Genomic DNA, 25,891 nt, shown 5'->3' with positions numbered 1-25,891 from the left:
GGGAAATCAGGGGGAGAGACGACGCAGCCGGGGGCCGGGTTGTAAAGAAATGACCAAGTCCGCCGGACGGTCCGGCTGCCGGGTGGAAAGCCGTCCGGTCACCGGGGGGACGCCGTCCGGCCGCCAGGTGGACATGGCTACCAGGTGGGGATGAGCCCGCCGTCCACGGTGAAGTCGCTGCCGAGGATGTTGGCGGCACGGTCGCCCGCGAGGAAGACGGCGAGGTCCGCCACCTCGTCGGGCCGGGAGAAGCGTCCCGAGACGATCGTCGCCTTCGCCTCGGCCACGACGTCCTGCGGGGTGAGCCCGGCGTTCGCGGACACCGTGTCGGCGACACCGCCGCCGCCCAGCCACAGATCGGTCTCGACCGGCCCGGGGCTGATGGTGTTGATCCGCACCCCGCGGCCCCCGACCTCTTTGGACAGGGCCTTGCAGAAGTTCACCAGCGCCGCCTTGGCGGCGCTGTAGTCGATGACGAGCGGGTCGGGAAGCAGGGCGTTGACGGAGGCGACGGTGACGATGCTGCCGCCGCCGGCCGCGAGCATGCCGGGCAGCACGGCCCGGGTGACGGCGACCGGGACCAGCAGATTCAGCTCGATCGTGCGCCGCCAGTCCTCGTCGGTGACGCTGGCGAAGCCGCCCGGGCGCGCGGGCGCCGAGCCGACGTTGTTGACGAGGATGTCGATGCGCTCCCCTGCCGCCGCGACCAGCCGTTCCGGGCCGCCGGCCGCCGCGAGGTCCACCTCGACCCAGCGCACCCGGCCGCTCCCGCCCGCGCCGCCGCCTTTGACGAGCGCGTCGAGTTCGGGCGTCGTGGTCCGCGACCCGGCCACGACGTCCGCGCCGGCCGCGGCCAGCGCCCGTGCCACGGCCAGGCCGATGCCCTTGCTGGCGCCCGTGACCAGGGCCGTACGCCCGCCGAGTTCCCCTGCCGTGCCCGTCATGGCCATCACCTCGCGGTCATCCTCCCCCGCCCGGCCCCGGTCCGCCCCCGGACTTCCCGGATTCGCGCGGGCGACGGTAAGTGGGTGCCCGGCCGTCGTCCGCGCGCCGGTCAGCCGCCGGGGAGGATGACCGCGCGGCCGGTGATCCGGCCCGCGCGGAGGCGTTCGTAGGCGAGCGGGGCGTCGTCCAGGGAGTAGGTCTCGACATGGACGTCGACGGCGCCGGCCCGGGCGAGGTCGAGGACCTCGATGAGTTCGGCGCGCGTACCCCAGTACGGGGCGCGGACCGCCGCGTCGAAGGCGATGGTGCCGAAGCCCACGGCGGCGCTGCCGCCGCCGATGCCGACGATGGTCACGTCCCCCTCGACGGCGGCGCAGGCGGTCGCGGTGGCGACGGTCGGCGGGGCGCCGACGAAGTCGAGGACGACCTGGGCGCCGACGCCGTCGGTCAGGGCCCGGACCCGGTCGGCGGCGTCCGCGTCGGACAGCACGGTCTCGTGCGCGCCGACCCGGCGCGCCAGCTCCAGCTTCTCGTCGCTGACGTCGAGGGCGATGACCCGGGCGGGGCTCAGCGCCCGCAGCAGCTGCACCGCGACATGGCCGAGGCCGCCGGTGCCGATGACGACAGCACTGCTGCCGGGCACCAGCTTCGGCAGGGACATCTTGATCGCGTGGTACGGGGTCAGGCCCGCGTCCGTCAGCGGCACCGCGGCGACCGGGTCCAGATCGCCGAGCGGCACCAGATGCCGCGCGTCGTCCACCAGCAGGTATTCGGCGATGGCGCCGGGGGCGCCGAGACCGGGCGGCCGGATGCCCAGCTCCTGGGCGCGCAGGCAGTAGTTCTCCTTGCCCTGCGCGCACATCAGGCACTGTCCGCAGCCCCAGGGTCCGTAGACGGCGACCGGATCGCCGATGTCCAGTCCGGTGACGCCGTCGCCGAGCGCGGCGACGGTGCCGGCGCCCTCGTGGCCGAGGGTGAGGGGCAACGGGTAGGGGAAGGCGTCCGCGGGCCGGCTCATCACGGCGATGTCGGAGTGGCACACCCCGGCGGCGGTCACCTTCAGCAGCACCTGACCCGGACCCGGCTCGGGCCGTGGCACGGTCACCACTTCGGGCGCGGCGCCCACCCTGCGGTACTGGACAGCCCTCATCTCGGCGGAACCCGTTGATGTCGACATTCCCCGACCTCTCTGCGGCGACCGTTGACCGGGCCCTTCGATTTTCCCCCGGCCGGGCGCGCACCGCTCAGTGAGCGCGGGCCTGCCGCCGTACCGTACGGCCGCGCGTACGCCGAAGGCCCCCGGCACGGTCGCCGGGGGCCTTCGGTCCTGCGGGGTCGCGGTGCCCGACGCTCAGGCGACGGTGCCGGACGCGGAGATGACGACCTTGGCGGACGGCGCGCCGCTGCGCGAGCCCTTGCCCTCGATCTGCTTGACCAGCTCCTCGCCCTCGACGACCTCGCCGAAGACGACGTGCTTGCCGTCGAGCCAGTCCGTCACCACGGTGGTGACGAAGAACTGCGAGCCGTTGGTGTTCGGCCCCGCGTTGGCCATCGAGAGCAGGAACGGACGGTCGTGCTTGAGCTGGAAGTTCTCGTCCTTGAACTTCGTGCCGTAGATGCTCTTGCCGCCGCGGCCGTCACCGCTGGTGAAGTCGCCGCCCTGGAGCATGAAGGACGGGATGATCCGGTGGAAGGCCGAGCCCGCGTAGCCGAAACCGTGCTCGCCGGTGGCGAGCTCACGGAAGTTCCGCGCCGTCTCGGGCACGACGTCGTCGAAGAGCCGGAAGACGATCCGGCCGGCCGGAGCGCCGTCGATGGAGATGTCGAAGTACACGTTGTCCATGGGGACCATCCTTGCATCCTCCGGCACCCGCCCCGCGACCAGAGCGGAACATTCCGCGACAATCGCAGGTCGGGCGCGTGTCATCGGCCGTTCCGCGGCCCGGGGGCCCGCGGGACCCGCGGTGGGTGTTTCGGAGCCGGAGGCCGGGCAAGACGGCCGGTGACACCTACGACTCCACGGGGGCGTGATGACGGTCGACCGGCCACCACCACCAGCGCGTACGCGGCATCTGACAGCCGATTCCGCCGCCGCGGCCCGCGGCTCGCCGCAGCCGTTCTCGGCGGCCGCCGTACGCCGTCTGGTCCGGGAGACGGTCGCGGCCGATCCCACGCCGTGCGACCCCAGGGCCGTCGGGGACGCGGTGCTCGCGGCCTCGGAACTGGCCACCAACGCCGCCGTGCACGGCGGCGGCATCACGCAGTGCACGGTTCGGCTGGTCCCGCTCGGCATCGAGGTCAGCGTCTGCGACAACAGCCCGGCGCTCCCCCGCCTCACCGAGCGCCCGCCACTCGCGCAGGCCCCGTACTCCCCCGGCGGCTTCGGCTGGCGGCTGGTCCAGCAGCTCGCGCTGCGCGTGACGGTCGTCCCGTACGACCCCGGCCCCGACGGAGCGCCGCGCGGCAAGCGGATCACTCTCGTCCTCCCGCTGTACTGACCGGCCGGCCGCGGTCGTGGCCGCCGACGCGGGCCCCGGTCGCGGGGCGCGCGAACACGACCGCGGCTGCCTCGATCCGCTCTTTTCTCCCCGCCCTCACCTGGACATACTTGTCATATGTCGACCCAACACGACGCGCCCGGGGACCCGCTCGCCGGTGAACTGCCGCGCATTGTCGCACCGCACGGCGATCTGGACGCCGACACCCTGGGGCCGTTGCGGCACGCGTTGACGGAGGCGGCCGACGCAGGCCAGGTGGTGGTGCTCGACGCGCGCGGGATCACCTTCGCCGATTCCAGCTTCCTCAATCTGCTGCTGAGCACCCATCAGCGCACCGATCTGCGGGTGGCGGCCGTGCCGCCGCAGTTGGCGCGGCTGCTGCGGATCGTGGGTGTCGATCAGGTGCTGAAGGTGTACACCACGGCCGAGGAAGCCCTCACCGCGTGACGGTCAGGTCGGCGCACTCCCAGTGCAGCAGATCGGTCCGCGGGCCGGGCGGCCGATGTCCGTACGCGCCCGCCGCGACGCTGATGTTCACCACCGGCCAGGCCCGCCAGCGCGGGCCGACACCGCGGCCGTCCCGGAACACCACGTCGTCGTCCACGGACCAGGACACGTCGTCGGTCCCGAACCGGACCCGGAGCCGGAACGGCCGGCCGGGGGCGATCACGTCCGCGGCCTCGTGGCCGGCGGGGCGTACGTGATTGGAGAGTTCGAGCAGCCGCGGGTTGGTCGAGTGGTATTCGAACAGGTCGATCTCGCCGTGCCCGGGCTGCGGGCTCCCGGTGGCGGTGTCACGGCCCCAGGTCCACAGGGCGGGCCAGGCCCCGAGCGTGGCGTGCACGACGCAGGTGGCCGTCAGTTCGTCGTCCGGCAGCAGTTCGAAGCCGCCCGGGGCGTATTCGGTGGACACCAGATCGGTGTGCCACAGGCCGCCGGGAGCGCGCCGCGCCCGGAAGACGCCCGCGTCGGTGGGGCCGTAGGCGGGGCCGATCTGATCGAGCTTGTTGTCGCCGGGATTGCGCCCGCCGTCGGGATACGCCGAGGTACGGCCGACCGCCCAGGCGGAGCGGTCGGTGAACGGCGCGTCGAAGACGACCCGGCGCTGGTGGTGCTGCCGGGGCAGCGCGTCGTGTGCGGCGTGTGATGCGTTCTGTGGCGTGTCCGGCTGGGTGGTCACGGTGCTCCCGGTGGTCTCGGCCGGCCGGACCGCCGTCGTGCGGCGGACGGGCCGCTCGGTACCAGTGAAGATCATCGGGCCGCGCGGGACCAGGGCGTGCGGAAGCGCGGACGGCGCCTGCCGCCCGCGCTTGCGCTCCGGCTCACTCGCCGAGGGCGATCCGCACCTTGATCCGCTTGCCGACGGCCTCGCGCCGCACATCGAAGCCCTCGCACAGGGCGAGGACGATCTCCAGGCCGTGCTTGCCGATCCGGCCGGGCTCGGTGGCCCGCGCGAACGGCAGCGTCGCGTCGGAGTCCCAGAGGGTGATCTCCAGGACCGATTCCAGGAGCTCCAGATTGAGCGCGCAGGGGCCGGGCGCGAATTTGCAGGCGTTGGTCACCAGTTCGCTCACCACGAGCTGGGCGTCGGCGACGACCGTCGGGCCCAGGGGTGCGGCGCCCGGCATGGCTGTCCGTGCCGTCAGGAAGTCCGCGGTGAAGGCGCGTGCGGCCGCGATCGAGCCGCTCTCCCCGTCGTACGCGGCGCCGGCCCAGTCGTCCGGGGTGGCCTGCCGCGGCAGGCCGTCGGCGGTTGTCGCGCTGCGGTGCATCGGGGAACTCCTGTCCGGTCGTCCGGCACAACCATCTGCCCTTCTGCCCCGGCCGAACAGCCTCACACCCACCTTTTCCGCGGCCGTTTCCCCGGCCCCCGTCCCCGGCACTTCCCCCGGCCCCTCTTCCCCGGCGGCCCGGTCACACCTCCAGGTCGTTCTCGATCCGCTTGAGCTGGTGCCGGGCCATCGCCAGGTTGGCCCGCGACTTGTCCAGCGCCAGGTAGAGGAAGAGGCCGCTCTTGCCGCGGCCCTTGAGCAGCCGGATCAGGTGGTACTGCCCGCCCAGGGTGATCAGGATGTCCTCGATCTCGTCCTTGAGGCCGAGCAGTTCCATGGTGCGGGCCTTGGCGCGGACCACGTCGGTGTTGCCCGCCGCGGCGACATTGAGGTCGAATTCCTTCCCGCCGCCGAGGGTGCCGAGCGCCATTCCGCTGGTGTAGTCGACGAGGGCGACGCCGATGACGCCGTCGATCGAGGTCATCGCGTCCTTGAGGACGGTTTCGGTGTTGGCCATGGTGGTGCGGTTTCCTTCCGGTCGGTCGGCCGGACCCGTCGTGGGCCCGTCCTGCGTGGGTGGTTCGGTGGGTGCGCGGTGCCGGGCGGTACGTGCCCGGGTCGGTCGGGTGGTCATGGCGTCGGGGCGTCCTCCCGTACGTCGGTGGCGCCGTCGACCAGGTGCGCGATGTGCGCTCCCGAACGGCGGGCCTCCATGTGCAGCCGGCCCACATTGACCTCGGGGCCGGCCAGGACGGTGAGCACACAGGCGGTGCCCGCCGCGTAGATGGCGACATAGCCGTGCTCGCCGCGGACCAGCAGTTCGCGGAAGGTGCCGTGGCCGGCCGCGTCGGTCAGTCGCAGGCCGACGCCGAGGGCGGCGGCGGTCAGTGCCGCGGCGGCCTCGGCCTCCACGGTGTCCGCGTCCTGGGCGAGCACCAGGCCGTCCACGACGGCCACCAGGGCGCCGGTCGCGTGCGGCAGCCGGGTCCTCAGCCGGCGCAGTTCCTCGCGCACCTCGGCTTCCTGCGCCATCAGTTGTCTCCTCTCCTGGCTCCGCACGTTCCGTCGATCGGCGCGCCGGCCCACGGCGCGCCTCATGGCTGTGCGGTCCCGGTCCGGTGGCGGTGGGCGGGAGTGCGGTTCACAGTCGTGCCTCCAAGCCGTCGAGAACCCTGCGGAGCGTGCCGACGTCCGGGGGTCCCGGCGGGATCCCGGCCTCGTAGGGCAGCCGCAAGCCGGGGCCGGGGCCGACGCCCCTGCCGGCCGGCGGCGCCGGGGTCTCGCAGTGCCCGGCGGCGGCCAGCCGGCGGATGCCGACCAGCGCGTGGAAGGCGGGTCTGCCGAGCGTGGCGGCGATGGCGGGCGGGGTGCGTACGCCGTCGGCCAGTTCGAGCAGGGCCCGCTGCCGCCGGGGCACGGGCGGCAGCCGCGCGGCACGGCGGCGGACCACCGGGGCGGTGTCGAGCTGCGGATACGGCCACAGCGCGTCGAGCAGTCCGCGGCGGCGGTGTGTCTCGCGTTCCACCTCGCCCACCTGGACCGGGCGCAGGGCGCCGAACCAGTGGACGGCGCCGTGCCGGAAGCGGCTCGGGCCGCCGCCGGGGCCGAGCACGAAGTAGGCCGCGTCGTACAGCGCCTCCAGATGGCTGATCTCCAGTTCCGCGGCGGAGATCCGGCGGTGGTCCAGCAGGTGGCGGGCGATCCGGCAGCGGGCGCCCGCGGCGTCCACCGCTTCCTGCCAGACCTCGGGCCGCAGCCGCCCGCCGGCCGTCAGCAGGATGTCGATGCCCGGCGCCGCGGGGCTCTCGGCGTGCACCACCGCGCCGTCCGACAGATAGAGCGCTCCGGTGTCCCTGAGCAGGGCGCCGGTCGCGCCCGCCTCGGCGAGACGGAGCAGCATCGGGGACAGTGCGCCGCCCGCGGGCGCGCCGCCGCTGTTCGCGCCGCCGGTCACACCAGCACCAGCCGCTCGGCGAGGTCGCGTACGTGCCGCATGGCGAGGGCGAGATTGGCCTGGTCCCGGTCGAGCCACAGGTGCAGGAACACCCCGCCGTCGAAGGGTGCCTCGACGTAGCGCAGCAGGTGGTAGCCGGTGCGGGTGACGAGGATGACGTCCTCGACCGGCAGGCCCTTCCCGGTGTCCTGCGCACCGGGTCCTGATGGTCCGTCGAGAGTTTCCGCGGGCTCGAACACCCCGTGCTCCACGGCCATGCGGGCAAGTTCCGCGGCTTCGGCGGCGGCCGCCTCCGGGTCGCCGCCGGGTGTTTCGCCGACCCGGCCGAGCGAGAGCCCGCTGATCCATTCGACCAGGGCCGCGCCGCGTGCTCCCGGCAGCGTCATGGCCTCGCGCAGGCACTCGTCGATCCCGGACACCCGGCTCCCCTCCGTGCGTACCCTGATGGCCCGCCGACGCTCGGCGGTGACCGACAGGTTACGGACGGTGGCACCCGTCCCGGGGGTTTCTGGCATTTTCCAGCGGTACATGACCGTGCAGGGCCTAAGATGCTCCCCCGCTGTCCGGCCGCCGCGCCGGGCCGGTGTCCCGGGAACGCCACCGGCCCCTCACGCACCAGGCGTGAGGGGCCGGTCGGGCACAGGTCCCGGTCAGATCCCGGTCAGGTCCCGGTCAGCTGTTCCAGACCTGGAATTCGGAGATCTGGCCGGCGGGCCAGCCGGTGTTGGCCGTGACGGTCACCCGGAAGTACCGCTGGGTGGACGCGGGGAAGGTGATCGTGACGGTGTTGTCGGCGGCCGGGGTGAAGGAGTAGGTGGCGGAGGATTTCAGTGTGCTGAAGCTGCTGCCGTCGGTGCTGCCCGACAGCGACAGCGTCTGGTTGCGGGCGCCCCAGCCCGACGGCAGTTGGAGGACGACGCGGGAGGCGCTCTGCGCGGCGCCGAGGTCGACCTGCACCCACTGCGGGAAGGCGTTGTTGGCGCTCTCCCAGTAGCTGTTGCGGTCGCCGTCGGTGACGTGCGAGGACGGGTAGACGTCGGCGTGGCTGGACTCGGCGGTGGCCTTGCCCGCCGCCAGGTTGGTGCTCACGGTGCCGCTGCCGGTGCCGGTCAGCGCGACCGTGGTGGGGCTGTTGGAGGCGTTGCCGCTGATGGTGAGGGTGCCGGTGCGGGTGCCTGCCGCGGTCGGGGTGAACTTCACGCCGACGGTGCAGGTGGCACCCGCCGCGAGCGAGGTGCCGCAGGTGTTGGTCTGCGAGAAGTCGCCGGAGGCGGTGACCGAGGAGATCGACGCGGCGGCGGTCCCGGTGTTGCTGACCGTCACATTCTGCGCGGCGCTGGTGGTGCCGGGTGCCTGCGAGGCGAAGCTGAGTGAGGTCGGGGCGACCGCGAGAGTCGCCGTCGACGGGTTGCTCCCGCCGCTCGGGAAGACCTGGAGGGCGGACAACTGGGCCGCGTTCCAGCCGGTGTTGGCGGTGACGTTGATCCGGACGTAGCGGGCGGTGGCCGCGGGGAAGGTGATGGTCACCGTGTTGTTGTTGGCGTTCGGGTCGAAGGTGCGGGCGGCGGAGGCCGACAGGGTGCTGAAGGAGGTGCCGTCGGTGGAGCCCTGCACGGACAGCGTCTCGCTGCGGGTCGCCCAGGCGGTCGACGGCGGCAGCTTCAGTACGGTCTTGCCGATGCTGGTGTTCTGGCCGAGGTCGACCTGGACCCACTGCGGGAAGGCGCCGTTGGCGCTCTCCCAGTAGGTGGAGGCGTCGGCGTCGGTGACATTGCCCGGCGCGAAGGTGCCGTTGGTGGAACTCGCGGTGGCCGGGCGGCCGGCCGCGACGTCGGTGCTGCTGTCGATGCCGCTGCCGGACAGCGCGACGGTGGTCGGGCTGTTGTTGGCGTTGCTGGTCAGGGTCAGGGTGCCGCCGCGCGTACCGCCGGTCGTCGGCTTGAAGGTGACGGTGACGGCGCAGGACGAACCGACCGCGACCGAGCCGCAGTTGTTGGTCTGAGTGAAGTCGCCGGTCGCGGCGACCGCCGAGATCGTGGCCGTGGTGGTGCCGGAGTTGGTGACGGTCACGGTCTGCGGCGCGGCCGTGGCGCCGACGACGGTGGCGCCGAAGGCCAGGCTCGCCGGGTTGGTGCCGAGGATCGGCCCGGGCGCGGTGCCGGTGCCGGACAGCGCGACGGTGTCGGTGGTGCCGCCTGCGTTGACGGTGAGGGTGCCGCTGCGCGCGCCGGCCGCGGTCGGCGCGAATTTCACGCCGACGGTGCAGGAGCCGTTCGCCGGGATCGAGTTGCCGCAGGTGTTGGTCTGCGAGAAGTCGCCGGAGGCGGTGACCGAGGAGACGGCGGCCGCGGCATTGGTCGGGTTGCTGACGGTGACGGTCTGCGCCGCGCTGGTCGAACCGGTGGCGACCGAGCCGAAGTTGAGGGCGCTGGGGCTGGCGGTCACGCCCTCGGCCGGGTAGGGCGGGAAGACGGGGGCGGGGAAGCCGCCGCACAGGGGCGTGCCGCTGATGCCCGAGTTGCCGCCGCCGTCGGTGACGGCGAAATTGCCGCCCTCACAGCTGTAGACGGGGGAACCGGCGCCGATTCCGGTCGCGGTGACATTGGTGAACTTCGCGGCGCCGCCGGTCTGTTCCTGGAGTGCGAAGGTGCCGGCGCCGGCGATCGTCACATTGTTGAGGTCGACCCCGCTGACGGTGCCCTCGACCCATTGCACGGCCTCGTAGGGGCTCTGCTGGATGAGTGCGTTGGAGACGTTGATCGGGCCGGTGATGGCGCCCTGGCTGCCGTCGAACCACAGCGCGCCGACACCGAACTGCCAGTTCGGGTCGAGGCTGCCGGCGCGGACGATGGTGTTGTCGGAGATGGTGGTGGTGCCGACCGGGGTGGAGGTGAAGCGCTGGCCGACATGGATGCCGCCGCCCTGCGCGAGTCCGGTGTCGCGGACCAGATTGCCGGTGACGGTGTTGTCGTGGCCGCCGTAGATCGCGATGCCGTTGGCGAGGATCTGCGTCTCGACGGTGTTGTGGGAGATGGTGTCGTTGGCGTCGGCGCCGAGCGCGGAGTCCGCCCAGGTGGCGATGCCGTCGTCACCGGTGTTGCGGATCCCGCTGTTGGTCACCGTCGAATTGGTGACGCCGCCGTGGAAGTTGATGCCGTCGGCGGTGGTGTCGCGGATGCGCAGGCCGCTGAGCGTCAGCTTGTCCATCGGCCCGTCCATCCAGGCGCCGACCTTCATGTGGTCGATCCACAGGCTCGACACGCTGGAGTTGCTCATCGCGCCGCCGATGCCGTTGACCTGGTCGCAGTCGTTGCGCTCGCCGACCTGCCCGAAGATCGCGAAGTTGGCGAGGTGGACATTGCTGCTGACGCCGCGGTTGCCGCCGACGCCGCAGCTGTCCGGTTCGCCGAGGCCGTAGAAGCCGGGCGCCGCACCGGTCACCGTCGAGTACCACATGCCCGCGCCGGTGACGGTGACGTTGTTGACCGTGATGTGGCGGGGGATCTTGTACGTGCCCGGCGGTATCCACACGGTGCCGCCGGGTCCGGCCGCGCTGATCGCCGCGTTGAAGGCGCTGGTGGAGTCGGCCGCCCCCGTGGCGTCCGCGCCCTGGCTGGTCACCGACACCGAGCCGGCCGGCTGCGGGAGCGCCGCCCCGACCTGTTCGAAGTCGGCGAAGTCGATGGTGGTGGCGGCGCTGCCGCCGCTGGTCTGGAGGGTGAAGGTGGTGCCGGCCGGATACGTCTGCGGCAGCAGGCGGTGGGCCTCGTCGTAGAAGTGGTGCGGGTTGCTGCCCGGGGTGTTGGTGAACGGGTAGCTGCCGTAGTACCAGCTGTAGGCGTTGGTCAGGGTGAAGTCGGGCTGCGCGGTGCCGTTGATGGCGAACGACAGGGGCGCGGTGTAGACCGAGCCGCCGGAGCCGTCCGGGATGCTGTAGCGGAAGTCGATCGAGTTGGTCGCCACCGGGGTGGTGAAGGTGACGTACTTTCCGCTGCCCGACAGGGTCACGGCCTTGCGGTAGGACGCCTCGTCGGCGAGCTGCCCGGCCGCGAAACTCGGGCCGATGGCCGTGCCGTTGGTGGCGGAGTTCTCCGCCTGCACCTCGACGTAGGGCAGGCTCGCGCCGCTGCCGCCGGTCGCTGTGGCGGCGGCGGCCGGTGGCGCCGCGAGGGCGATGACGCCCGCGGCGCCGATCAGCGCGCCGGCGCCGGCGACGGCGACGGTGCGCCGCAGGGATCTCATGGGCTGGAACAACGTCTGTTCCTTTCGACAACACGACACGGAGGGCCGGAGTGCGCCGTGGGCGGCCGTACGACGGCGGGGCGAAGCCTCGAGGAGGAGCGGCGGGGAAGCGGGGGGGGGGGAGCGGCGGAACACGGGGCTGGGCCGGGCGGCGCAGTGGAACCGTAATGTCGTGGACACTCCAGCGCAATATCCGAACTTATCTTTGCTGAATCTGTACTTACTCACGGAAGATCCCAAGTAAGCCCCGGAAGCATCGGACTGCCCGGTACGGCGACCGCCGGGCGGCACAAAGAACGCCCCGCCTCGGCTCGGGTGAGCCGGCGGGGCGTTCGCGGGAGGAACAGCGTCAGCGCAGGGTCGCCAGCAGGCTGCGGCCGTAGGTGTGCCGAGTCGTCACCTCGACGCGGGTGCCGCCGGGGATCCGGGCCACCCGCACACCGCCGTCCGCCGTGACCGTGCGCAGCGGGCGGCCGTGCAGGGTGAGGGTCACGGTGTCGCGCGCGGTGGTCGGGTCGGCGACCGCGATCGCGACCGTCCCGTCCCGGTCCTCGCGCAGGACGACGGAGCCGGGGCCTTCGAGGGTGAGCCGGTCGGCGTGGTGGCTGCCCGGCGCGAAGGCGTTGACGGCGAGCAGACCGAGGCCGCGGTGCCGGATCGCCTGTGTCCGGGTGGAGTTGGCGAGCACCGTCAGCCGGCCGTGCGCGTACGAGGCGAGCGCCGCCTCGGTGGCGTTCGGCACGAGGGCGTACGCCATCGCCGACAGCGGTGCGCCCGCGGCCTGTTCGACGCGGACCCCGAAGACCTGCTTGGTCACGGCGGTGTCGGGGTTGGCGGTGCGCACCGTCCGGCGGCTGCGGGTCACCGTGTCCAGGGCGACGGTCGGCCGTACGCCGCCGTGGCCGCGCGCGAATCCGTCGAGGAAGGCGTAGCCGACCGCGGTGCCCTGACCGGTGTCGGCGAAGCGCAGCCAGGACAGCGGCGCCGTGCCCGTACCCGACCACGGCGCGCCGTCGTGCAGCCGCCCGGTCAGTGTCACGGTGTCGGCCTGATCGGCGATCCGGGTGTCGATCGTCGTCGTCACGGCGCGTCCGGCCCGGTCGCCGACGCCCGCGGCGAGGACCACGATCTCGTCGTCGAGCATGAACCACGACTTGGTCGCCTCGGCGTTGCGGTAGACCACGAAGTCGTCGGGTAGCAGCCCCGCCCGCTTGGCGACGTAGGCGGCGTCGTCGGACTGGACGAAGGCGGCCGTGCCGTACGCGCCGAGGGTGGCGCCGCCGGAGAAGGCGTTGGTGGCGAGCGGGAAGTAGACGTAGGTGTTCTGCGACTCCGACGACGAGGTGAAGCCCAGCGCCGGATTGTCGTACCAGGCGGTGCCGTACAGCTCGGGCACCGACTTCCGGGTTTCCACCGGCGCGGTGACACCGGCCAGTTGGTAGGGCGAGACGGCGGTGAGGTAGTCGATGCCGAAGGCCCGGGTCTGGTCCTGGCCCGCCAGGTACAGGTAATGGGCGCCCTCGCCCTGGAACCAGGGCAGCAAGTTCTCGCCGCTCATGTACTCGTACTTGCTGATCCGGCCGGAGCTGCGGGACAGCGCGAAGGCGTGGCCTGGGCGGCGGTGGACGGTCCTGTCCATGGCGTTGAAGGCCGCGTGGTGGGCGGCCGGGACCAGGTCACGGGCCGGGGCCGAGGTGTCGGCGAGGATGTCGGCGTAGCGGGCGACGGTGGTCGGCGAGACGAAGCTCCGCGGGTCGAGCGCGGCGCGCGAGGTCTGCCGCAGGAAGCGGACATAGCCGCCGAGGGCCGCCGCGTCGTCGGCCGAGGTGTACGCGGAGATCCCGGTGACGGCCTCGACCACGACGGCGACGTCGGCGTATCCGGTGGTGGTCCTGGACACCGCGCGGCCCTTGGCGATCTCCGACATCCAGCCCTCGAAGATCAGCGGCGCGAAGCCCTCGGCGATCCAGCCCTGCACGACCCCGATCAGGTCGTCGCCCTGTACGTGGCCGGTGCCGTCGAGCATCCGCACGGTCTGCACGACGCGGGTCAGCAGCCCGGTGCCGTACGAGCCGGTGTAGGCGACGGACGCGTGCTGGATGAAGGAACCGTCCGCGTAGAAGCCGTCGGTGACGCCGTGCCGCACGTCGTACGGGTCGATGGTCGCGAATACGGTCAGCTGGTCGGCGATCGCCTTGGAGGTCCTGGCGTCGTCGCCGAGCAGGGCGCCCTGCAGGATGCGGTTGGTGGTGATGTCGGCGAGGTTGGCGCCGGTGTGGAAGCGCGAGTCGAGGTCGACGTCGCCGTTCTTGCCGTTGCGCAGATAGCCGTCCATCGCGGCGACGAAGGCCGCGGTCAGATCGGGCCGGTAGCCGGCCAGGGTGTCCCGCAGGAGCAGCAGCGTCTTGGTGACGTGCGTGGAGATGCCGATCTCCCAGTTGAACCAGTTGCCGTAGTAACCCGCCGACTGGTCGCCGTAGTAGCCGTCGTAGAGGAGGGCCAGGCCGTCGACGACGCGGCGCGCCACGCTCTCGTCGCCGCTGAGGGTGCCTGCGGGGGCGCCCGGTATCCGGGTGGCGAGCGCCGTCTCGTAGAGGTACTGGAAGGAGGTCGTCAGATTGGTGTCGCTGGTGCCGAGGTCCAGGCCCTTGAAGAGTTGGCCGGGCTCCGCGGTGTCCATCGCGGCGAGCCGGGCGCGGGCGGTCGACTCGATGGCGGCGAGCTTGCCGGCCACGTCGGCGCGGGAGTTGGAGTCGGCGGTGCCGGCGAAGATCGCGAGGGTGTTGCCGAGCAGCGTGGCCGCGTCGTCGCCGGCGTCGCGGGGTTCGCCCGCGGTACGGGCCGCGGGTGCGCTCGCGGCCCGTGCGCGCAGGGGGGCGACCAGCGCGGTGAGGCTCGCCGCCGGGACCGAGGACAGCAGGACACGACGTGACATCGACACGACGGCGGCTCCAATGGTGCGGCACGGTAAGCGCTTTCGGGCGCGCGGGCACCACGCATTGAAGCAACACCGGCCACGTGTGTCACTACTCCGGCCCCGGCCGCTCCCGACGCCGACCGCCTTCCGGGCCGCCGCGCCCGGGCGGCGGGAGCCGGGGCCGCGGCCGCCCAGCGCGGCCCGAAATCAGCTTGCGGGGGCTTGATCGGGTGTTCCTACACTGGCCGCATGCCCGCCGTCGAGGTCTCCGCCGTGGATCTGCTCCGCATCGCGTCCTTCCGTGCGGCCTTCGCCAGGCGCCAGGCCGAGCGGGTGATCGAGATCCCCGGTGGCGCCGCGGTCCTCAACTCCGCCTACGCCGCCTCGCACGAGCACAATCAGCTCGTCGTGGACGGGTCGGTCGCCCCCGACGCGCTGCCGGGCCTCGCCGACCGCACGCTCGGGCATCTGCCGCACCGCCGGATCTCGGTGCTCGACGACGAATTCGGCGTGCTGTGCGCTCCGGCGCTGCGCGCCGCGGGCTACGAGCACGAGACGGAGCTGGTGATGCGGCACTCGGGCCCCGCGCCGGCTCCCGACCCGGCGGCCGAGACCGTTGCCGCCGAGGAACTGCGGTCCGCCGTGCTGCGGCAGACCCGGCGCTGGATGCCGAAGGCCGAGGAAGGCGTCGTGCACCAGCTCACCGACCGCCGCGCCGCCCGGCTGCGCGGCGCGGACCAGGTGCGCTTCCTCGCGGTCAGGGACGGCCAGGGCACGGTCGGCGCCTGGGCCGACCTCTATCTCGACCCGGTCGAGGGCATCGCGCAGATCGAGGAGGTGGTGACGGCGACGACCCATGTGCGGCGCGGTTACGCCGACATCAATCTGGCCACCGCGGCGCATCTGGCGGCCGGCTGCCCGCTGCTGTTCCTGATCGCCGATCCGGACGACTGGCCCCGTACCTGGTACGCGCGCCGCGGCTTCACCCCGATCGGCCGGTCACATGTCTTCACCCGGTCCGCCACCGGCGCCTGAGCCCGCGCCGCCGTCCGGTACCTCCGGCGGGCGCAGGACCTGACCGCCGGGCCGGCAGCGGATCAGCATGGCGGCGATGTCGTCGTCGAGCCGGCCCTCGCTGTAGCGCAGCAGTTCGGCGCGGAGCCGGCCGAGGAATTCGGCGGGTTCGGCAGGCGGCCTGCGGCTCGCCCACCGGTGCAGCGGGAAGAAGGCGCCGGCGCGATCGCGGGTCTCGGTGACGCCGTCGGTGTAGAGCAGCAACTGGTCGCCGGCGGCAAGCGGCACGCTCTCGACGTGATAGCCGGAGCCGATCAGGGCGGCCATGTTCAGCGGCGGCGAGGGGACCGCCGGGTCCAGTGTGGTGACCCGGCCGGCGTGCAGCAGCAACGGTGGCGGGTGCCCGCAGTTGAGGAGTGCAGCCGGGCCGCCGCCCGCCGGGATCTCGGCGAGCAGCGCGGTGGCGAAGCGCTCGGAGGCGTCCTGCGCGGGCAGCGAGGCGCTGTACCGGCCGAGGCTGGTGTCCAGCCGGCGGGCGAGCGCCGCGAGGTCCGGTTCGTCGTGCGCGGCCTCGCGGAAGCAGTTGGCGACGGCTCCGGCCACGCCCGCCGCCGCGAGGCCCTTGCCGCGGACGTCGCCGATGAGCAGCCGTACGCCGTACGGCGTCTCGACCGCGGCGTAGAAGTCGCCGCCGATCCTGGCCTGCGCGGCGGCGGCCACGTACAGCGTCGCGATGTCGGTCCGGCCGATGCGCGGCGGCACGGGGCGCAGTACGACGGCCTGCGCGGCGTCGGCCACCGATCTGACCTCGGTGAGGGTGCGTTCGCGCTGCAGCCTGATGTACGCCGCGTAGCCGGCCGCGGCGGTGACCGCGCCGATGGCCACCGCGGTGAACAGCATCCCGGGCGTGCCGAGGACGAGGGCGACGGCGATCACCACGCATATGGCGAACGCGCCGAGCGTCACGGTCGCCGCCACCGACCACATCGAGGCGGCGAGCGCCGGCGCGGCGGGCAGCAGCCGGCTGACGGCGACATTGTCCGGTGTGACGAACGCCAGCACCCCGATCACCACGGTCAGCAGCAGCGGCGACATCAGCACCGGATCCCGCCGGGCGGTCTGCCACCAGGAGCGCCGCCGTGCGGGGATCGTCGTCACACCGACGAGCATAACGGGGCATTTCCGGCACAGCGCCGTCCGGGCCTGGCGGGTCGCGCCTGCGTACGGCCGGTACGGCGACCGCCCCGGACGGCGGGCCGCGGCGCGTACGGTGAGTCCGCCGTGCCGGACGGCCCGCGCGGCGCGCCGCGTCCAGGAAACGGCGCACTTCGTGCAGGAAGGGGCCCCGCCCGTGAAGGAAGAACACGAATTCCGGTCCGCCGCCGATGTCCCGTGGCGCCCCGCGGAAGGCTCGCCCGGCGTCAGTGAGCGGCTGCTGTCGCAGGACCCGGCGGCGGGCGGCGCGGAGCTGACCCGGCTGGCCCGGTGGGAGCCGGGGCTCGACACCTCGGCCGCCGGGGTGATCAGGCACGACTACTACGAGGAGGTCTATCTGCTGGAGGGCGAGCTGGAGGATCTCACCCTCGACCTGACCTTTACAGCGGGCCATTTCGCGTCCCGGCCGCCGGGCATGCCGCACGGCCCGTACCGCACCCGGACCGGCGCCCTGATGCTGGAGATCCGCTACCGGCCGAGCTGAGCGGCACCCGCCGCCGGCGGGGCCGCGCGCCGGTGCGATGCTGGTCGGCATGTCCAGCACCCCGGCCGAGGCCGAGCCGATAGCGGTCGACGCGCCGCCCGGCAGCGCGGCCGAGCCGTTGATGACGCAGTGGTGGCTGGATCTGACCTTTGTGCACTGGCCGGTGCCGCCGGAGGCCGTGGCGCCGCTGCTGCCCCCGGGCGTCCGCCCGGACACCCTGGACGGCGTCACCTATGTGGGGCTCGTCGCCTTCCGGATGCACCGGGTCGGCTGGTTCCGGCTGCCGGGCGTGCCGTATCTCGGCACCTTCCCCGAGACCAATGTGCGGCTGTACTCGGTGGACGAGCGGGGCAGGCGCGGTGTGGTGTTCCGGTCGCTGGACGCGTCCCGGCTGATCCCCGTCGTGGTCGGCCGCAGTGTCTTCCGGCTGCCGTATCTGTGGTCACGGATGTCGGTGCGCCGGGACGCGGACACCCTCACCTACACCAGTTCGCGCCGCTGGCCGGGGCCGCGCGGCGCGCACACCTCGCTGACCGTGCGGGTCGGCGAGCCGGTGGCGGAGCCCACCGCGCTGGAGCACTTCCTGACCGCGCGCTGGGGCATGCACAACGCCTTCTTCGGGCGGCCGGTGTATCTGCCGAACGCCCATCCGCGCTGGCCGCTGCACCGTGCTGAGGTGCTGTCGCTGGACGAGGACGTGGTGACCGCCGCCGGTCTCGCCCGCCCGCTGGGCGAGCCGGTCAGCGTGCTGTACTCCCCCGGCGTCCCGGTGCGTTTCGGCCTGCCGCACAAGCCGGCGGGCATCCCGACGCCGTAGCGTCCCGGGTCGGCGGGGCCCACGGAGCCGCCGCGGGCTACTTCCGGCCACGCCCCGGGGCGTGCGACTCGCCCGCCAACTCCCCCTGCACGAAGGGGTCGATGTCGATGTCGTACCGCCCGGCGTGATCGACCATCAGGTCGGCGATCCGCTCCCACTCCTCGGCCGCCGCCGCGGCGGACTCGTCGGTGCCGTCCGCCGCCAGCTCGCGGGCGCGGGTCAGCGCGGCCTTCACCTCGTGGTGCGACATGCCCTGGGCGCGGTGCCGCACCGACCAGCAGGCGGCCTTCTCCTCGCCGGTCGGCGCGGGCTGGTCGAACGGGTCACCGCCCGGGTCGCGTCCGCCCGCCGCCGGGGCGTCCCGCTCCCGCTCGGCGCTGTCGGCCCGCTCGGCCCTGTCGTTCATCGTGCCGCCTCCGCCGCTGTGATCATGCCTGGCTCCTTCCCCGTCAGGCGGCGTTCCAGACGGCCTCGCGCACCTCGATCAGCAGCGCGTGCTCCGGTTCGAGGGTGGGCATCGGCAGCCCTGCCCTGGTGAGGACCGCGCCGGGCAGCGGCAGCCAGTCCTCCAGCGCCCGGGCCAGCCACGGCGGCGCGGTGGTCTGGTGGAAGGCGGGCAGGCCGAGCTCGGTGCGGATCCGCACCTCGTAGCCGGTGTCGGGGTCCAGGCCCGGCAGCCTGACCCGGCCCGACTGGCCCTCGGGGGAGGTGGCCAGCCGCGCCCAGGTGTAGAGCGCGGCGGAGGCGTCGGCGGCGACGACGCCGTGCAGCAGCACCGCGTCCCCCGCGAGGTCGGCGCGGACCACCCGCCCGGTGTGCAGCAGCCCGCGCTGCTCGCGGTAGAGCGCGGTCCAGGCGGTCAGCCGCGCCAGCTCCTGCGGGGTGCAGGCACTGAGATCCTGCTCGATGCCCGCGTGCCCGAACAGCGCGGTGACCATACGGAAGGTGTCGGTGCCCGGCCGCGCCGTGGTGTGGCTGGGTGTGGGGCCGACGTGGGAGCCGACCAGTTCCGGCGGCAGCAACTGGCCGGTCCAGCGCTGGATGGTCTGCCGTTCCAGCGGGTCGTTGCAGTCCGACGCCCACACCCGGTCCGTACGGGCCAGGATGCCGAGGTCGATCCGGCCGCCGCCGCTGGCGCAGCTCTCGATCTCCAGACCGGGGTGGCGGGCCTTGAGCGCGTCCATCAGCCGGTAGACGGCGAGCACCTGGGCCCGGCCGCCGGGCCGGTCGGCGCCGCCGGGGCCGCGCTCGACCGCCTCGTGCAGCTCGCGGTTGTGGTCCCACTTCAGATAGCCGATGCCGTACTCCGCCACGAGGGCGTCCAGGCAGTCCAGCAGATACTGCCAGGCGCCCTCGTGGGCAACGTCGAGCGTGTACTGGTGGCGGGAGCTGGGGCCGAGCCCGGCCGAGGGGCCGAGGATCCATTCGGGGTGCTCGCGGGCCAGCCCGGAGTCGAGGTTGACCATCTCCGGTTCGACCCACAGGCCGAATTCCATGCCGAGCGCGCGCACATGGTCGGCCAGCGGGCCGAGTCCCTCGGGCCAGACGGTCTTGTCCACCGTCCAGTCGCCGAGGCCCGCGGTGTCGTCGCGGCGGCCGGTGAACCAGCCGTCGTCCAGCACGAAGCGCTCGACGCCGACCTCGGCGGCCTTGTCCGCCAGCCGCAGCAGCCGGTCCAGGTCGTGGTCGAAGTAGACCGCCTCCCAGCTGTTGAGGTGCAGCGGGCGCGGGCTGCTCGGGTGCGTCGGGCGGGCCCGCAGCAGGTCGTGGAAGCGGCCGGCGAGGCCGTCGAGGCCGGCGTCGGACCAGGCGAAATGGCAGACCGGGGAGGTGTAGGTCTCCCCCGGCGCGAGCCGTACCTCGCCCGCGCGCAGCAGTTCACCGCCGCCGAGCACCACCGCGTGGTCGCTGCCCGCGCCCTCGGGCAGCCGCTCGGCGAGATACCGCTGGTCGCCGCTCCATCCGATGTGCAGGCCCCACACCTCGCCGTCGCGGAAGCCGAAGCCGGGCACGCCGACGGTGAGCAGATACGGCGAATCCACGCCGGGCTTGCCGCGCCGCATCTCGCGGACATGGGAGCCGTAGTGCAGCGGGCGGCGCTGCGGGGAGCGTTCACGGCTCCACTTGCCGGTGAAGTCCAGGACTTCACCGGCCCGTTCCGGCAGCGGCAGCAGCAGGCCCAGCGCGGCCAGGTCGTACGGCGCCGCGCCGTCCGCCGCCTCCGTCGCCTGCCCCGCCTGACCCGCCGTCAGGTCCGCGTGGACGCCGAGCACCCCGGAGGGTTCGAGCCGGTAGGTGAGGGTGACGGCGAGGTCGCTGACGGCGTCGTGCAGCTCGATCACCAACTCGCCGCCCCCGCCGGGCAGTACGGAGTGCGAGGCGCCGGTGAGGACGGGGCGCGGTGTGGTGGCGGTGCCCGCCCGGTGGCCCTGCTGGGCGGGGCTGCCGGACCAGCCGTCGGCCTCGGTCGGCCAGACGGTGAACCGGCGCGGTACGTCGAGGGAGTTGTTGAGCACCGCGCCTTCCGCGGTCAGGCTCAGCGCGGCGAGGCCGTCGTCCGACAGCTCGCCGAGATCGGCTCCCCAGTGCAGGACTCTTGGCAGCGGCTCGCCGAGTTCCACGACGAGGGCGGTGCCTGCCGCGCGCAGGGTCACGATCCGCGCGGAGTTGCTGGTCATGGGTGAGTCCTTTCCACGGGTGCGGTGACCATCATCGTCACCGGACGTGCGGGCGCCGCGGGTGGGGTCGGGAGTCGGCCGTCCGCGGGGCGCGGGCCGGACCGGACGCGGTGGTCCGGCCCGGCCCGTAACGGTGTGCCGGGCCCGGCGCGGGTGGGCGCCGGGCCCGGCCGGGTCAGACGGTGATCCGGTCGATGTCGGACGCGTAGTCGGCGGGGTTGCCGAAGGAGACGGTGTTGGCACCCGCGGCCAGGTGCACCGGCACGGTCACCGAGTGCGGCAGGCCCCAGTTGTTGTCGTTGCTGCCGGGCAGCGGGAGCTTGAAGGAGGTACGGCCGGAGGTGACCACGATGGTGCGGCCCGAGGAGCCGTCCAGGTAGTCGAGGGTCAGCAGATAGGTGCCGTCCTTCGGCGCGTTCACCTGCGTGAAGGCCACCGAGCCGCCGCTGCCGAGGTTGCCGACCTTCTTGCCGCCCGAGCAGGCGGAGCAGTCGCCGACGCTCGCGTTGCCGCCGAGCGTGTTGCCCGGCGCCTCCGCCTCGTACGGGACGCGTCCGCCCGCGGCCGGTGTGGTGACCGGAACGGCCTTGCTCGGCGCGGAACGGCGGCCCTTGGCGTCGTGGGCGACGACGGTGAAGGTGTAGCCGGTGCCGGCGGACAGGCCGGTGACGGTGGCGGTGGTGCCGCTGGTCGTGGTGGCCTTGTGGCCGCCCGCGTAGACGTCGTAGCCGGTGACGGGCGCCTTGCCCGTCGTCACCGCGTCCCAGGCGAGCGAGACGCTGCCCGCGGTGGAGGCGGTGCCGTGCACGGCGAGCGGCACACCGGGGGCGCCGCCCGTGGCACGCGGGGTGAGGTGCAGCAGCCGTGAGCCGTGCGGCGGCAGATTGTCGGTGAAGGAGCCCTTCGACGTACCGAGGTTCTTGTGGCTCCACAGGTCGCGGACGGCGGCCTTGCCGCTGATGCCGAGGTCGCCGAAGTCCGCGGTGACGTCGGCGTACCCGCCGCCGAGGTTGAACAGGGCGACGGTGTAGCCGCCGTCGGCGTCCCGCGCGTACCAGACCTGCTGGTCGGTGGCCTGGCTGACCGGCCTGGCCGGGTTGCCCGCCTGGTCGACGGCGATGACCTCGTCATTGGTGAGCAGTTTCAGGCCGTACGCGTCGAGCTTGGTGAGGTCGTCGCCGGTGTACAGCGGCGCGGCCTCGATCGCCCACAAGGTGGCGTAGCTCTGCCGCTCGACGTCGTTGACGCCGTCCATGACGCCGACGCCGACATCGAGCGAGTCGAGGTTGTTCCAGTGGCCGGGGCCCGCGTCGTCGATCCACGGCACGACGTCGTTCCAGCGTTGCTTGACGGAGTTGTTCCAGGTCACGAGCGTGTCGCAGTAGCACTCGACGTCGGTGTCGACGCGCCAGCCGTTGGCGTTCTGCTTCCACACGTCGGCCTTGTCGTGGCTGAGCGACCAGGACAGGGTGAGCTGGATCGGTCGACCGGCGCGCTGCAAAGCGCTGTGCCACGCCTGGACGTCCGGGATGTTGTCGTGCGCCGCGTCGCCCTGTCCTGAACCGGGGCCGACGCCGTCCACCTTGAGGAAGTCCACGCCCCAGGAGGCGAGTTCGTCGGCGACGGAGTCGATGTACTTGGCGGCGCAGGGGCTGGAGAAGTCCATCTGGTAGGAGACGTTGTCCCAGCCGCTGGTCTTGCGCAGGTCCGGGTAGACGATGTCCTTGGTGGTGCAGCCGGGCGCGCCGTGGATCGGCGACTTGCCGTCGTTGTACGCGTCGAAGTAGAGGCCGACGGCCAGATAGGCGCCGAATTTCAGGCCCTTGGCGTGGACGTAGTCGGCCAGGCCCTTCATCCCGTCGGGGAAGGCGGTGGTGTTGGGCAGCGGGCGGCCGTAGCTGTCGAAGCCGCCGATCCAGCCGGCGTCGACATTGATGTACTCGTATCCGTGGGATTTGAGCTTCTTCGCCACGACGTCGGCCTGCTGCTTGACGTGGGCCTCGGTGAGCCAGCTCTCGGAGCCGCTGGGGTTGACGCCGGGGAAGTTCGTGGACTCCAGGCTCCAACTGCTCCAGCCCATGTACGGCTTGTCGGCCAGGACGGGCGCGGGGTGCCCGGCGGGGTGTCCTGCGGGCGTGTGCGCCGCCGGGGCGGACCGCGGCGCGGCGGCCGGTGCGTGCTCGGCCGTGGCCGCGGCGGCCGGTACGGCGAAGGCCGCGACGAGCGCGCCGGCTGCCAGCAGGGCGGGCAGGAGGGTGCCGCGGCGGGTGCGGCCGGTACGGGTTCCGCGGCGGGCTGTTCCGTCGGGAGGTGCCATGACTGCTCCATCTCGGCGCCGTGCGCGGGCACGGCGGAGCCGGTGACGAGGAGGGTGGGATCGGCATGGGCGCCCGCGGCGTCGGGGCGGCCGAAGGGGACGCCGCCCGGTGCGCGGGCCGCGGCCGGTGGGAGGGAGAAGGGGGGAACCGGCCGTCGTTCCTGCCGTGCGCGGCCGTCCCGGGCCACGCTCGGCGGTGGAACGCGGCGACTGTAGCCAGAGTTTCCTTCCATCGTCAACATACTCGGCGCCTTACGTACGGCCCGATCCTGTGAAAACTGTGGACTCGTGTCCCGACGAAACGGCTTCTCTTCCCTTCCATGGGAAAGGTAAGGTCGCCGGTGTGACCCTCGCCGATCAGCCGCCCGCCGCTGCCCTGGTGTTCCAGACCCTGCTCGCCCAGGGGCCGCTCACCCGGGCCGAGGCGGGCCGCCGTACGGGCCTGTCCGCGGGCGCCGTCACCAAGGCGACGGCGCCGCTGCTCAGCGACGGGTGGATCACCGAACTGAGCACGCCCGCCCCGAAGCGGCCGACCGGCCGGCCCGCCACCTTGATCGCGGTACGCCCCGAGCGGGCCCGTTTCATCGGGGTCAAGGTCACCGCGGACGAGTTGATCGGGGTGCTCGCCGATCTGACCGCGAAGCCGCTGGTGGCCCGCCGGGCCGCGCTGGACTCGCGGGACGTCGACAGCGTGGTGCTGGCGATCGCCCGGCTGGTGGAGCGGCTGCGCGCGGCGGCCGACGCCGGCCACAGCGGTGGCACGCGCGGCGAGGACGTGCACAGCATCGGTGTGACGATCTCGGGGGATGTCGACGGGCAGACCGGTGTCGTGCAGTATTCGCCGTTCCTCGACTGGCGCCGGGTCTCCCTGGCCCGGCTGGTCGAGGCGGCGACCGGCACACCGACGGTGATCGAGAACGACGTACGCGCCCTGACCGTCACCGAGCAGTGGTTCGGCGCGGGCGCGGGCCTCGACTCCTTCGCGCTGATCACGGTCGGCGCCGGGATCGGCTGCGGGCTGTCCATCGGCGGCCGGGTGGTGTCCGGCGCGCACGGCGTGTCCGGCGAGGTCGGCCATCTGCCGGTCGGCGGCGGGGAGCGCACCTGCACCTGTGGCAACACCGGCTGCGTGGAGGCCGTCGCGTCCACCCACGCGATCACCGACCAGGCCCGGCAGGCCACCGGGAATCCGGAGCTGACGATGGCCGACGCCGTACGGCTGGCGCACTCCGGGGACGAGACGGTGCGGGCGGTGTTCTCCCGGGCCGGGCACGCGCTGGGCCTGGCGATCGCGTCGGTCGCCAATCTGATCGGTCCCGAGCGGATCATCATCTCCGGCGAGGGGGTGGCGACCTACGACCTGTTCGCCGAGCAGATCCGCGAGACCTTCGCCGCCCGGGCGTTCGGCGCGGCGGCCGAGTGCGATCTGCTGCTGCGCCCGCTGCCCTTCGAGGAGTGGGCGCGCGGCGGCGCGGCGGTCGCGGCGCAGCGGCTGTTCGCGCCCGTCAGATGAGGTACGGGCGGCCCCCGGAGGGCGGCCACGTGGGTGATCGCCTCACGGGCCTTCCGGACGAAGGGCCTTCCGGGCCGGGCCCATGGCTGTCACACTCGCATGTGTGCCCGACTTCGACGTATTGGTGATCGGTTCCGGTCCAGGTGGACAGAAGGCCGCCATCGCGGCGGCCAAGCTCGGACGGCGGGCGGCGGTGGTCGACCGCACGGATTCCGTGGGCGGGGTGTCGATCCACACCGGCACGATCCCGTCGAAGACGCTCCGGGAGGCGGTGCTCTATCTCACCGGCCTCAATCAGCGTGATCTGTACGGCCAGAGCTACCGGCTCAAGGAGGACATCACCGTCGCGGACCTGACCGCCAGGACGCAGCACGTGGTCAGCCGCGAGGTGGACGTCGTCCGCAGTCAGCTCTCCAGGAACCAGGTGACGCTGCTGCCCGGCACCGGCCGCTTCGTGGACCAGCACACGGTCGCGGTGCGCGACGCGGTGGGCCAGGACCGCCTGGTGACGGCCGAGCACATCGTGATCGCCACCGGCACCCGGCCGGCCCGCCCGGCGAGCGTGGAGTTCGACGACCGTACGGTGATGGACTCCGACAGCATCCTCAGCATGGAGCGGGTGCCGCGCTCGATGGTGATCGTCGGCGCCGGGGTCATCGGCATGGAGTACGCGTCGATGTTCGCCGCGCTCGGCAGCAAGATCACGGTGGTCGAACAGCGCGAGGGCATGCTGGACTTCTGCGACGGCGAGATCGTCGAGGCGCTCAAGTACCACCTGCGCGACCTGGCCGTCACCTTCCGCTTCGGCGAGACCGTCGCGGCCGTCGAACGGCACGCGCGGGGCACCCTGACCGTGCTGGAGAGCGGCAAGAAGATCGCCGCCGACGCAGTGATGTACTCCGCGGGCAGGCAGGGCCTGACCGACGAACTCGACCTGGACAAGGCCGGGTTGCGGGCCGACAAGCGCGGCAGGATCTCCGTGGACGAGCACTACCGCACCGCGGTGCCGCACATCTACGCGGTCGGCGACGTCATCGGTTTCCCCGCGCTCGCGGCGACATCGATGGAGCAGGGGCGGACGGCGGCGTACCACGCGTGCGGCGAACCGGTGCACGCCATCCAGGACGTGCAGCCGATCGGCATCTACACCATTCCCGAGGTCAGCTTCATCGGCCGCACCGAGGACCAGCTCACCGACGACCTGGTGCCGTTCGAGGTCGGGGTGTCCCGCTACCGCGAACTGGCCCGCGGCCAGATCATCGGTGACGCGCACGGCATGCTGAAGCTGCTGGTCTCGCCGTCCGACCGCACACTGCTGGGCGTGCACTGCTTCGGCACCGGCGCCACGGAGCTGATCCACATCGGGCAGGCGCTGATGGGCTGCGGCGGCACCGTCGACTATCTGGTGGACGCCGTCTTCAACTACCCGACGCTCGCCGAGTCGTACAAGGTCGCGGCGCTGGACGTCACCAACAAGATCCGGCAGATCGACCGGATGGCGGACTGAGCCCGCCGTCCGGCACGT

22 protein-coding genes are annotated in these 25,891 nt (G+C 72.8%); 7 read left to right on the top strand and 15 right to left on the bottom strand.

Annotated features, from left to right (window positions below; translation table 11 throughout):
- Positions 1-137: 137 nt before the first annotated feature.
- From BM076_RS22215 to BM076_RS22205, 3 genes are all read right to left on the bottom strand, one after another.
- Positions 138-944, bottom strand: a complete 807-nt coding sequence (locus BM076_RS22215; RefSeq protein ID WP_093715456.1) for an SDR family oxidoreductase — start codon at positions 942-944, stop codon at positions 138-140.
- Positions 945-1,054: 110 nt separating this feature from the next.
- Positions 1,055-2,095, bottom strand: coding sequence for an NAD(P)-dependent alcohol dehydrogenase (locus tag BM076_RS22210; RefSeq protein WP_093715410.1), 1,041 nt, complete (start codon positions 2,093-2,095; stop codon positions 1,055-1,057).
- 201 nt (positions 2,096-2,296) lie between these two features.
- Entirely contained in the window at positions 2,297-2,788 is a 492-nt protein-coding gene (locus BM076_RS22205; RefSeq protein WP_093715409.1) for a peptidylprolyl isomerase, read from the bottom strand.
- Between the two features lie 187 nt (positions 2,789-2,975).
- Here BM076_RS22205 and BM076_RS22200 point away from each other — a divergent pair, with 187 nt between their 5' ends.
- Complete coding sequence (locus BM076_RS22200) at positions 2,976-3,443, top strand: ATP-binding protein (RefSeq protein ID WP_093715408.1); 468 nt, start codon at positions 2,976-2,978, stop codon at positions 3,441-3,443.
- Positions 3,444-3,560: 117 nt separating this feature from the next.
- Positions 3,561-3,890 (top strand): STAS domain-containing protein, encoded by a 330-nt coding sequence (locus BM076_RS22195; protein WP_093715407.1) that lies wholly within the window; start codon positions 3,561-3,563, stop codon positions 3,888-3,890.
- Here BM076_RS22195 and BM076_RS22190 read toward each other — a convergent pair.
- The 8 genes from BM076_RS22190 to BM076_RS22155 all read right to left on the bottom strand — a co-directional run bounded on the left by BM076_RS22190 (position 3,880) and on the right by BM076_RS22155 (position 14,352).
- Entirely contained in the window at positions 3,880-4,623 is a 744-nt protein-coding gene (locus tag BM076_RS22190; protein WP_245796215.1) for a beta-glucanase, read from the bottom strand. The two genes, BM076_RS22195 and BM076_RS22190, sit on opposite strands and share 11 nt — an antisense overlap.
- A gap of 142 nt (positions 4,624-4,765) precedes the next feature.
- Entirely contained in the window at positions 4,766-5,215 is a 450-nt protein-coding gene (locus BM076_RS22185) for an ATP-binding protein (RefSeq protein WP_093715406.1), read from the bottom strand.
- A 142-nt stretch (positions 5,216-5,357) separates the two neighbouring features.
- Positions 5,358-5,732 carry a roadblock/LC7 domain-containing protein gene (locus BM076_RS22180; protein ID WP_093715405.1) on the bottom strand — a complete coding sequence of 125 codons (375 nt, stop codon included), beginning with the start codon at positions 5,730-5,732 and terminating at the stop codon, positions 5,358-5,360.
- A 113-nt stretch (positions 5,733-5,845) separates the two neighbouring features.
- Positions 5,846-6,247 (bottom strand): roadblock/LC7 domain-containing protein, encoded by a 402-nt coding sequence (locus tag BM076_RS22175; protein ID WP_245796214.1) that lies wholly within the window; start codon positions 6,245-6,247, stop codon positions 5,846-5,848.
- A 109-nt stretch (positions 6,248-6,356) separates the two neighbouring features.
- Positions 6,357-7,115, bottom strand: a complete 759-nt coding sequence (locus tag BM076_RS22170; protein ID WP_093715454.1) for a hypothetical protein — start codon at positions 7,113-7,115, stop codon at positions 6,357-6,359.
- A 50-nt stretch (positions 7,116-7,165) separates the two neighbouring features.
- Entirely contained in the window at positions 7,166-7,588 is a 423-nt protein-coding gene (locus BM076_RS22165) for a hypothetical protein (RefSeq protein WP_093715403.1), read from the bottom strand.
- Positions 7,589-7,841: 253 nt separating this feature from the next.
- The gene (locus tag BM076_RS22160; protein ID WP_093715402.1) at positions 7,842-11,423 is read right to left on the bottom strand and encodes a choice-of-anchor D domain-containing protein; all 3,582 of its coding nucleotides are present in this window, start codon (positions 11,421-11,423) and stop codon (positions 7,842-7,844) included.
- A gap of 337 nt (positions 11,424-11,760) precedes the next feature.
- Positions 11,761-14,352 (bottom strand): polysaccharide lyase family 8 super-sandwich domain-containing protein, encoded by a 2,592-nt coding sequence (locus BM076_RS22155; RefSeq protein ID WP_093715401.1) that lies wholly within the window; start codon positions 14,350-14,352, stop codon positions 11,761-11,763.
- Between the two features lie 225 nt (positions 14,353-14,577).
- On the opposite strand from BM076_RS22155, the gene BM076_RS22150 reads away from it, so the two are divergent.
- Positions 14,578-15,363 (top strand): GNAT family N-acetyltransferase, encoded by a 786-nt coding sequence (locus tag BM076_RS22150; protein WP_093715400.1) that lies wholly within the window; start codon positions 14,578-14,580, stop codon positions 15,361-15,363.
- Here BM076_RS22150 and BM076_RS22145 read toward each other — a convergent pair.
- Positions 15,328-16,500: a PP2C family protein-serine/threonine phosphatase gene (locus BM076_RS22145; RefSeq protein WP_245796213.1), complete on the bottom strand. Its 1,173-nt coding sequence runs from the start codon at positions 16,498-16,500 to the stop codon at positions 15,328-15,330. The genes BM076_RS22150 and BM076_RS22145 overlap by 36 nt on opposite strands.
- A gap of 193 nt (positions 16,501-16,693) precedes the next feature.
- Between BM076_RS22145 and BM076_RS22140 the strand changes: the two genes are divergently transcribed.
- Both BM076_RS22140 and BM076_RS22135 read left to right on the top strand, forming a co-directional pair.
- Complete coding sequence (locus tag BM076_RS22140; RefSeq protein WP_093715398.1) at positions 16,694-17,041, top strand: cupin domain-containing protein; 348 nt, start codon at positions 16,694-16,696, stop codon at positions 17,039-17,041.
- Between the two features lie 49 nt (positions 17,042-17,090).
- On the top strand, positions 17,091-17,858 hold the full coding sequence (locus tag BM076_RS22135) for a YqjF family protein (protein ID WP_093715453.1): 768 nt from the start codon (positions 17,091-17,093) through the stop codon (positions 17,856-17,858).
- A gap of 37 nt (positions 17,859-17,895) precedes the next feature.
- Here BM076_RS22135 and BM076_RS22130 read toward each other — a convergent pair whose 3' ends face one another.
- From BM076_RS22130 to BM076_RS22120, 3 genes are all read right to left on the bottom strand, one after another.
- The gene (locus tag BM076_RS22130; protein WP_093715397.1) at positions 17,896-18,264 is read right to left on the bottom strand and encodes a hypothetical protein; all 369 of its coding nucleotides are present in this window, start codon (positions 18,262-18,264) and stop codon (positions 17,896-17,898) included.
- Positions 18,265-18,307: 43 nt separating this feature from the next.
- Positions 18,308-20,536 carry an alpha-galactosidase gene (locus BM076_RS22125; protein WP_093715396.1) on the bottom strand — a complete coding sequence of 743 codons (2,229 nt, stop codon included), beginning with the start codon at positions 20,534-20,536 and terminating at the stop codon, positions 18,308-18,310.
- Between the two features lie 175 nt (positions 20,537-20,711).
- Entirely contained in the window at positions 20,712-22,853 is a 2,142-nt protein-coding gene (locus BM076_RS22120; protein ID WP_093715395.1) for a fibronectin type III domain-containing protein, read from the bottom strand.
- 343 nt (positions 22,854-23,196) lie between these two features.
- Here BM076_RS22120 and BM076_RS22115 point away from each other — a divergent pair, with 343 nt between their 5' ends.
- A complete protein-coding gene (locus tag BM076_RS22115; RefSeq protein ID WP_093715394.1) occupies positions 23,197-24,366 on the top strand; it encodes an ROK family transcriptional regulator in 1,170 nt (389 codons plus the stop codon).
- Positions 24,367-24,469: 103 nt separating this feature from the next.
- A complete protein-coding gene (gene sthA / locus BM076_RS22110) occupies positions 24,470-25,873 on the top strand; it encodes a Si-specific NAD(P)(+) transhydrogenase (protein WP_093715452.1) in 1,404 nt (467 codons plus the stop codon).
- The last annotated feature ends 18 nt before the right edge of the window (positions 25,874-25,891 follow it).

The sequence above is a fragment of the Actinacidiphila alni genome, assembly GCF_900112845.1.
GTDB classification, from domain to species: domain Bacteria; phylum Actinomycetota; class Actinomycetes; order Streptomycetales; family Streptomycetaceae; genus Actinacidiphila; species Actinacidiphila alni.
The sequence above is the reverse complement of the archived record's forward strand: the minus strand, read 5'-3'. Positions and strand labels throughout refer to the sequence as shown.

Coding starts and splice junctions, on each gene's coding strand:
- BM076_RS22120 (WP_093715395.1), bottom strand. CDS start 22,853: ATGGCACCTCCCGACGGAACAGCCCGCCGCGGAACCCGTACCGGCCGC.
- BM076_RS22170 (WP_093715454.1), bottom strand. CDS start 7,115: ATGCTGCTCCGTCTCGCCGAGGCGGGCGCGACCGGCGCCCTGCTCAGG.
- BM076_RS22210 (WP_093715410.1), bottom strand. CDS start 2,095: ATGAGGGCTGTCCAGTACCGCAGGGTGGGCGCCGCGCCCGAAGTGGTG.
- BM076_RS22200 (WP_093715408.1), top strand. CDS start 2,976: ATGACGGTCGACCGGCCACCACCACCAGCGCGTACGCGGCATCTGACA.
- BM076_RS22185 (WP_093715406.1), bottom strand. CDS start 5,215: ATGCACCGCAGCGCGACAACCGCCGACGGCCTGCCGCGGCAGGCCACC.
- BM076_RS22130 (WP_093715397.1), bottom strand. CDS start 18,264: ATGAACGACAGGGCCGAGCGGGCCGACAGCGCCGAGCGGGAGCGGGAC.
- BM076_RS22180 (WP_093715405.1), bottom strand. CDS start 5,732: ATGGCCAACACCGAAACCGTCCTCAAGGACGCGATGACCTCGATCGAC.
- BM076_RS22215 (WP_093715456.1), bottom strand. CDS start 944: ATGACGGGCACGGCAGGGGAACTCGGCGGGCGTACGGCCCTGGTCACG.
- BM076_RS22135 (WP_093715453.1), top strand. CDS start 17,091: ATGTCCAGCACCCCGGCCGAGGCCGAGCCGATAGCGGTCGACGCGCCG.
- BM076_RS22125 (WP_093715396.1), bottom strand. CDS start 20,536: ATGACCAGCAACTCCGCGCGGATCGTGACCCTGCGCGCGGCAGGCACC.
- BM076_RS22175 (WP_245796214.1), bottom strand. CDS start 6,247: ATGGCGCAGGAAGCCGAGGTGCGCGAGGAACTGCGCCGGCTGAGGACC.
- BM076_RS22195 (WP_093715407.1), top strand. CDS start 3,561: ATGTCGACCCAACACGACGCGCCCGGGGACCCGCTCGCCGGTGAACTG.
- BM076_RS22150 (WP_093715400.1), top strand. CDS start 14,578: ATGCCCGCCGTCGAGGTCTCCGCCGTGGATCTGCTCCGCATCGCGTCC.
- BM076_RS22205 (WP_093715409.1), bottom strand. CDS start 2,788: ATGGACAACGTGTACTTCGACATCTCCATCGACGGCGCTCCGGCCGGC.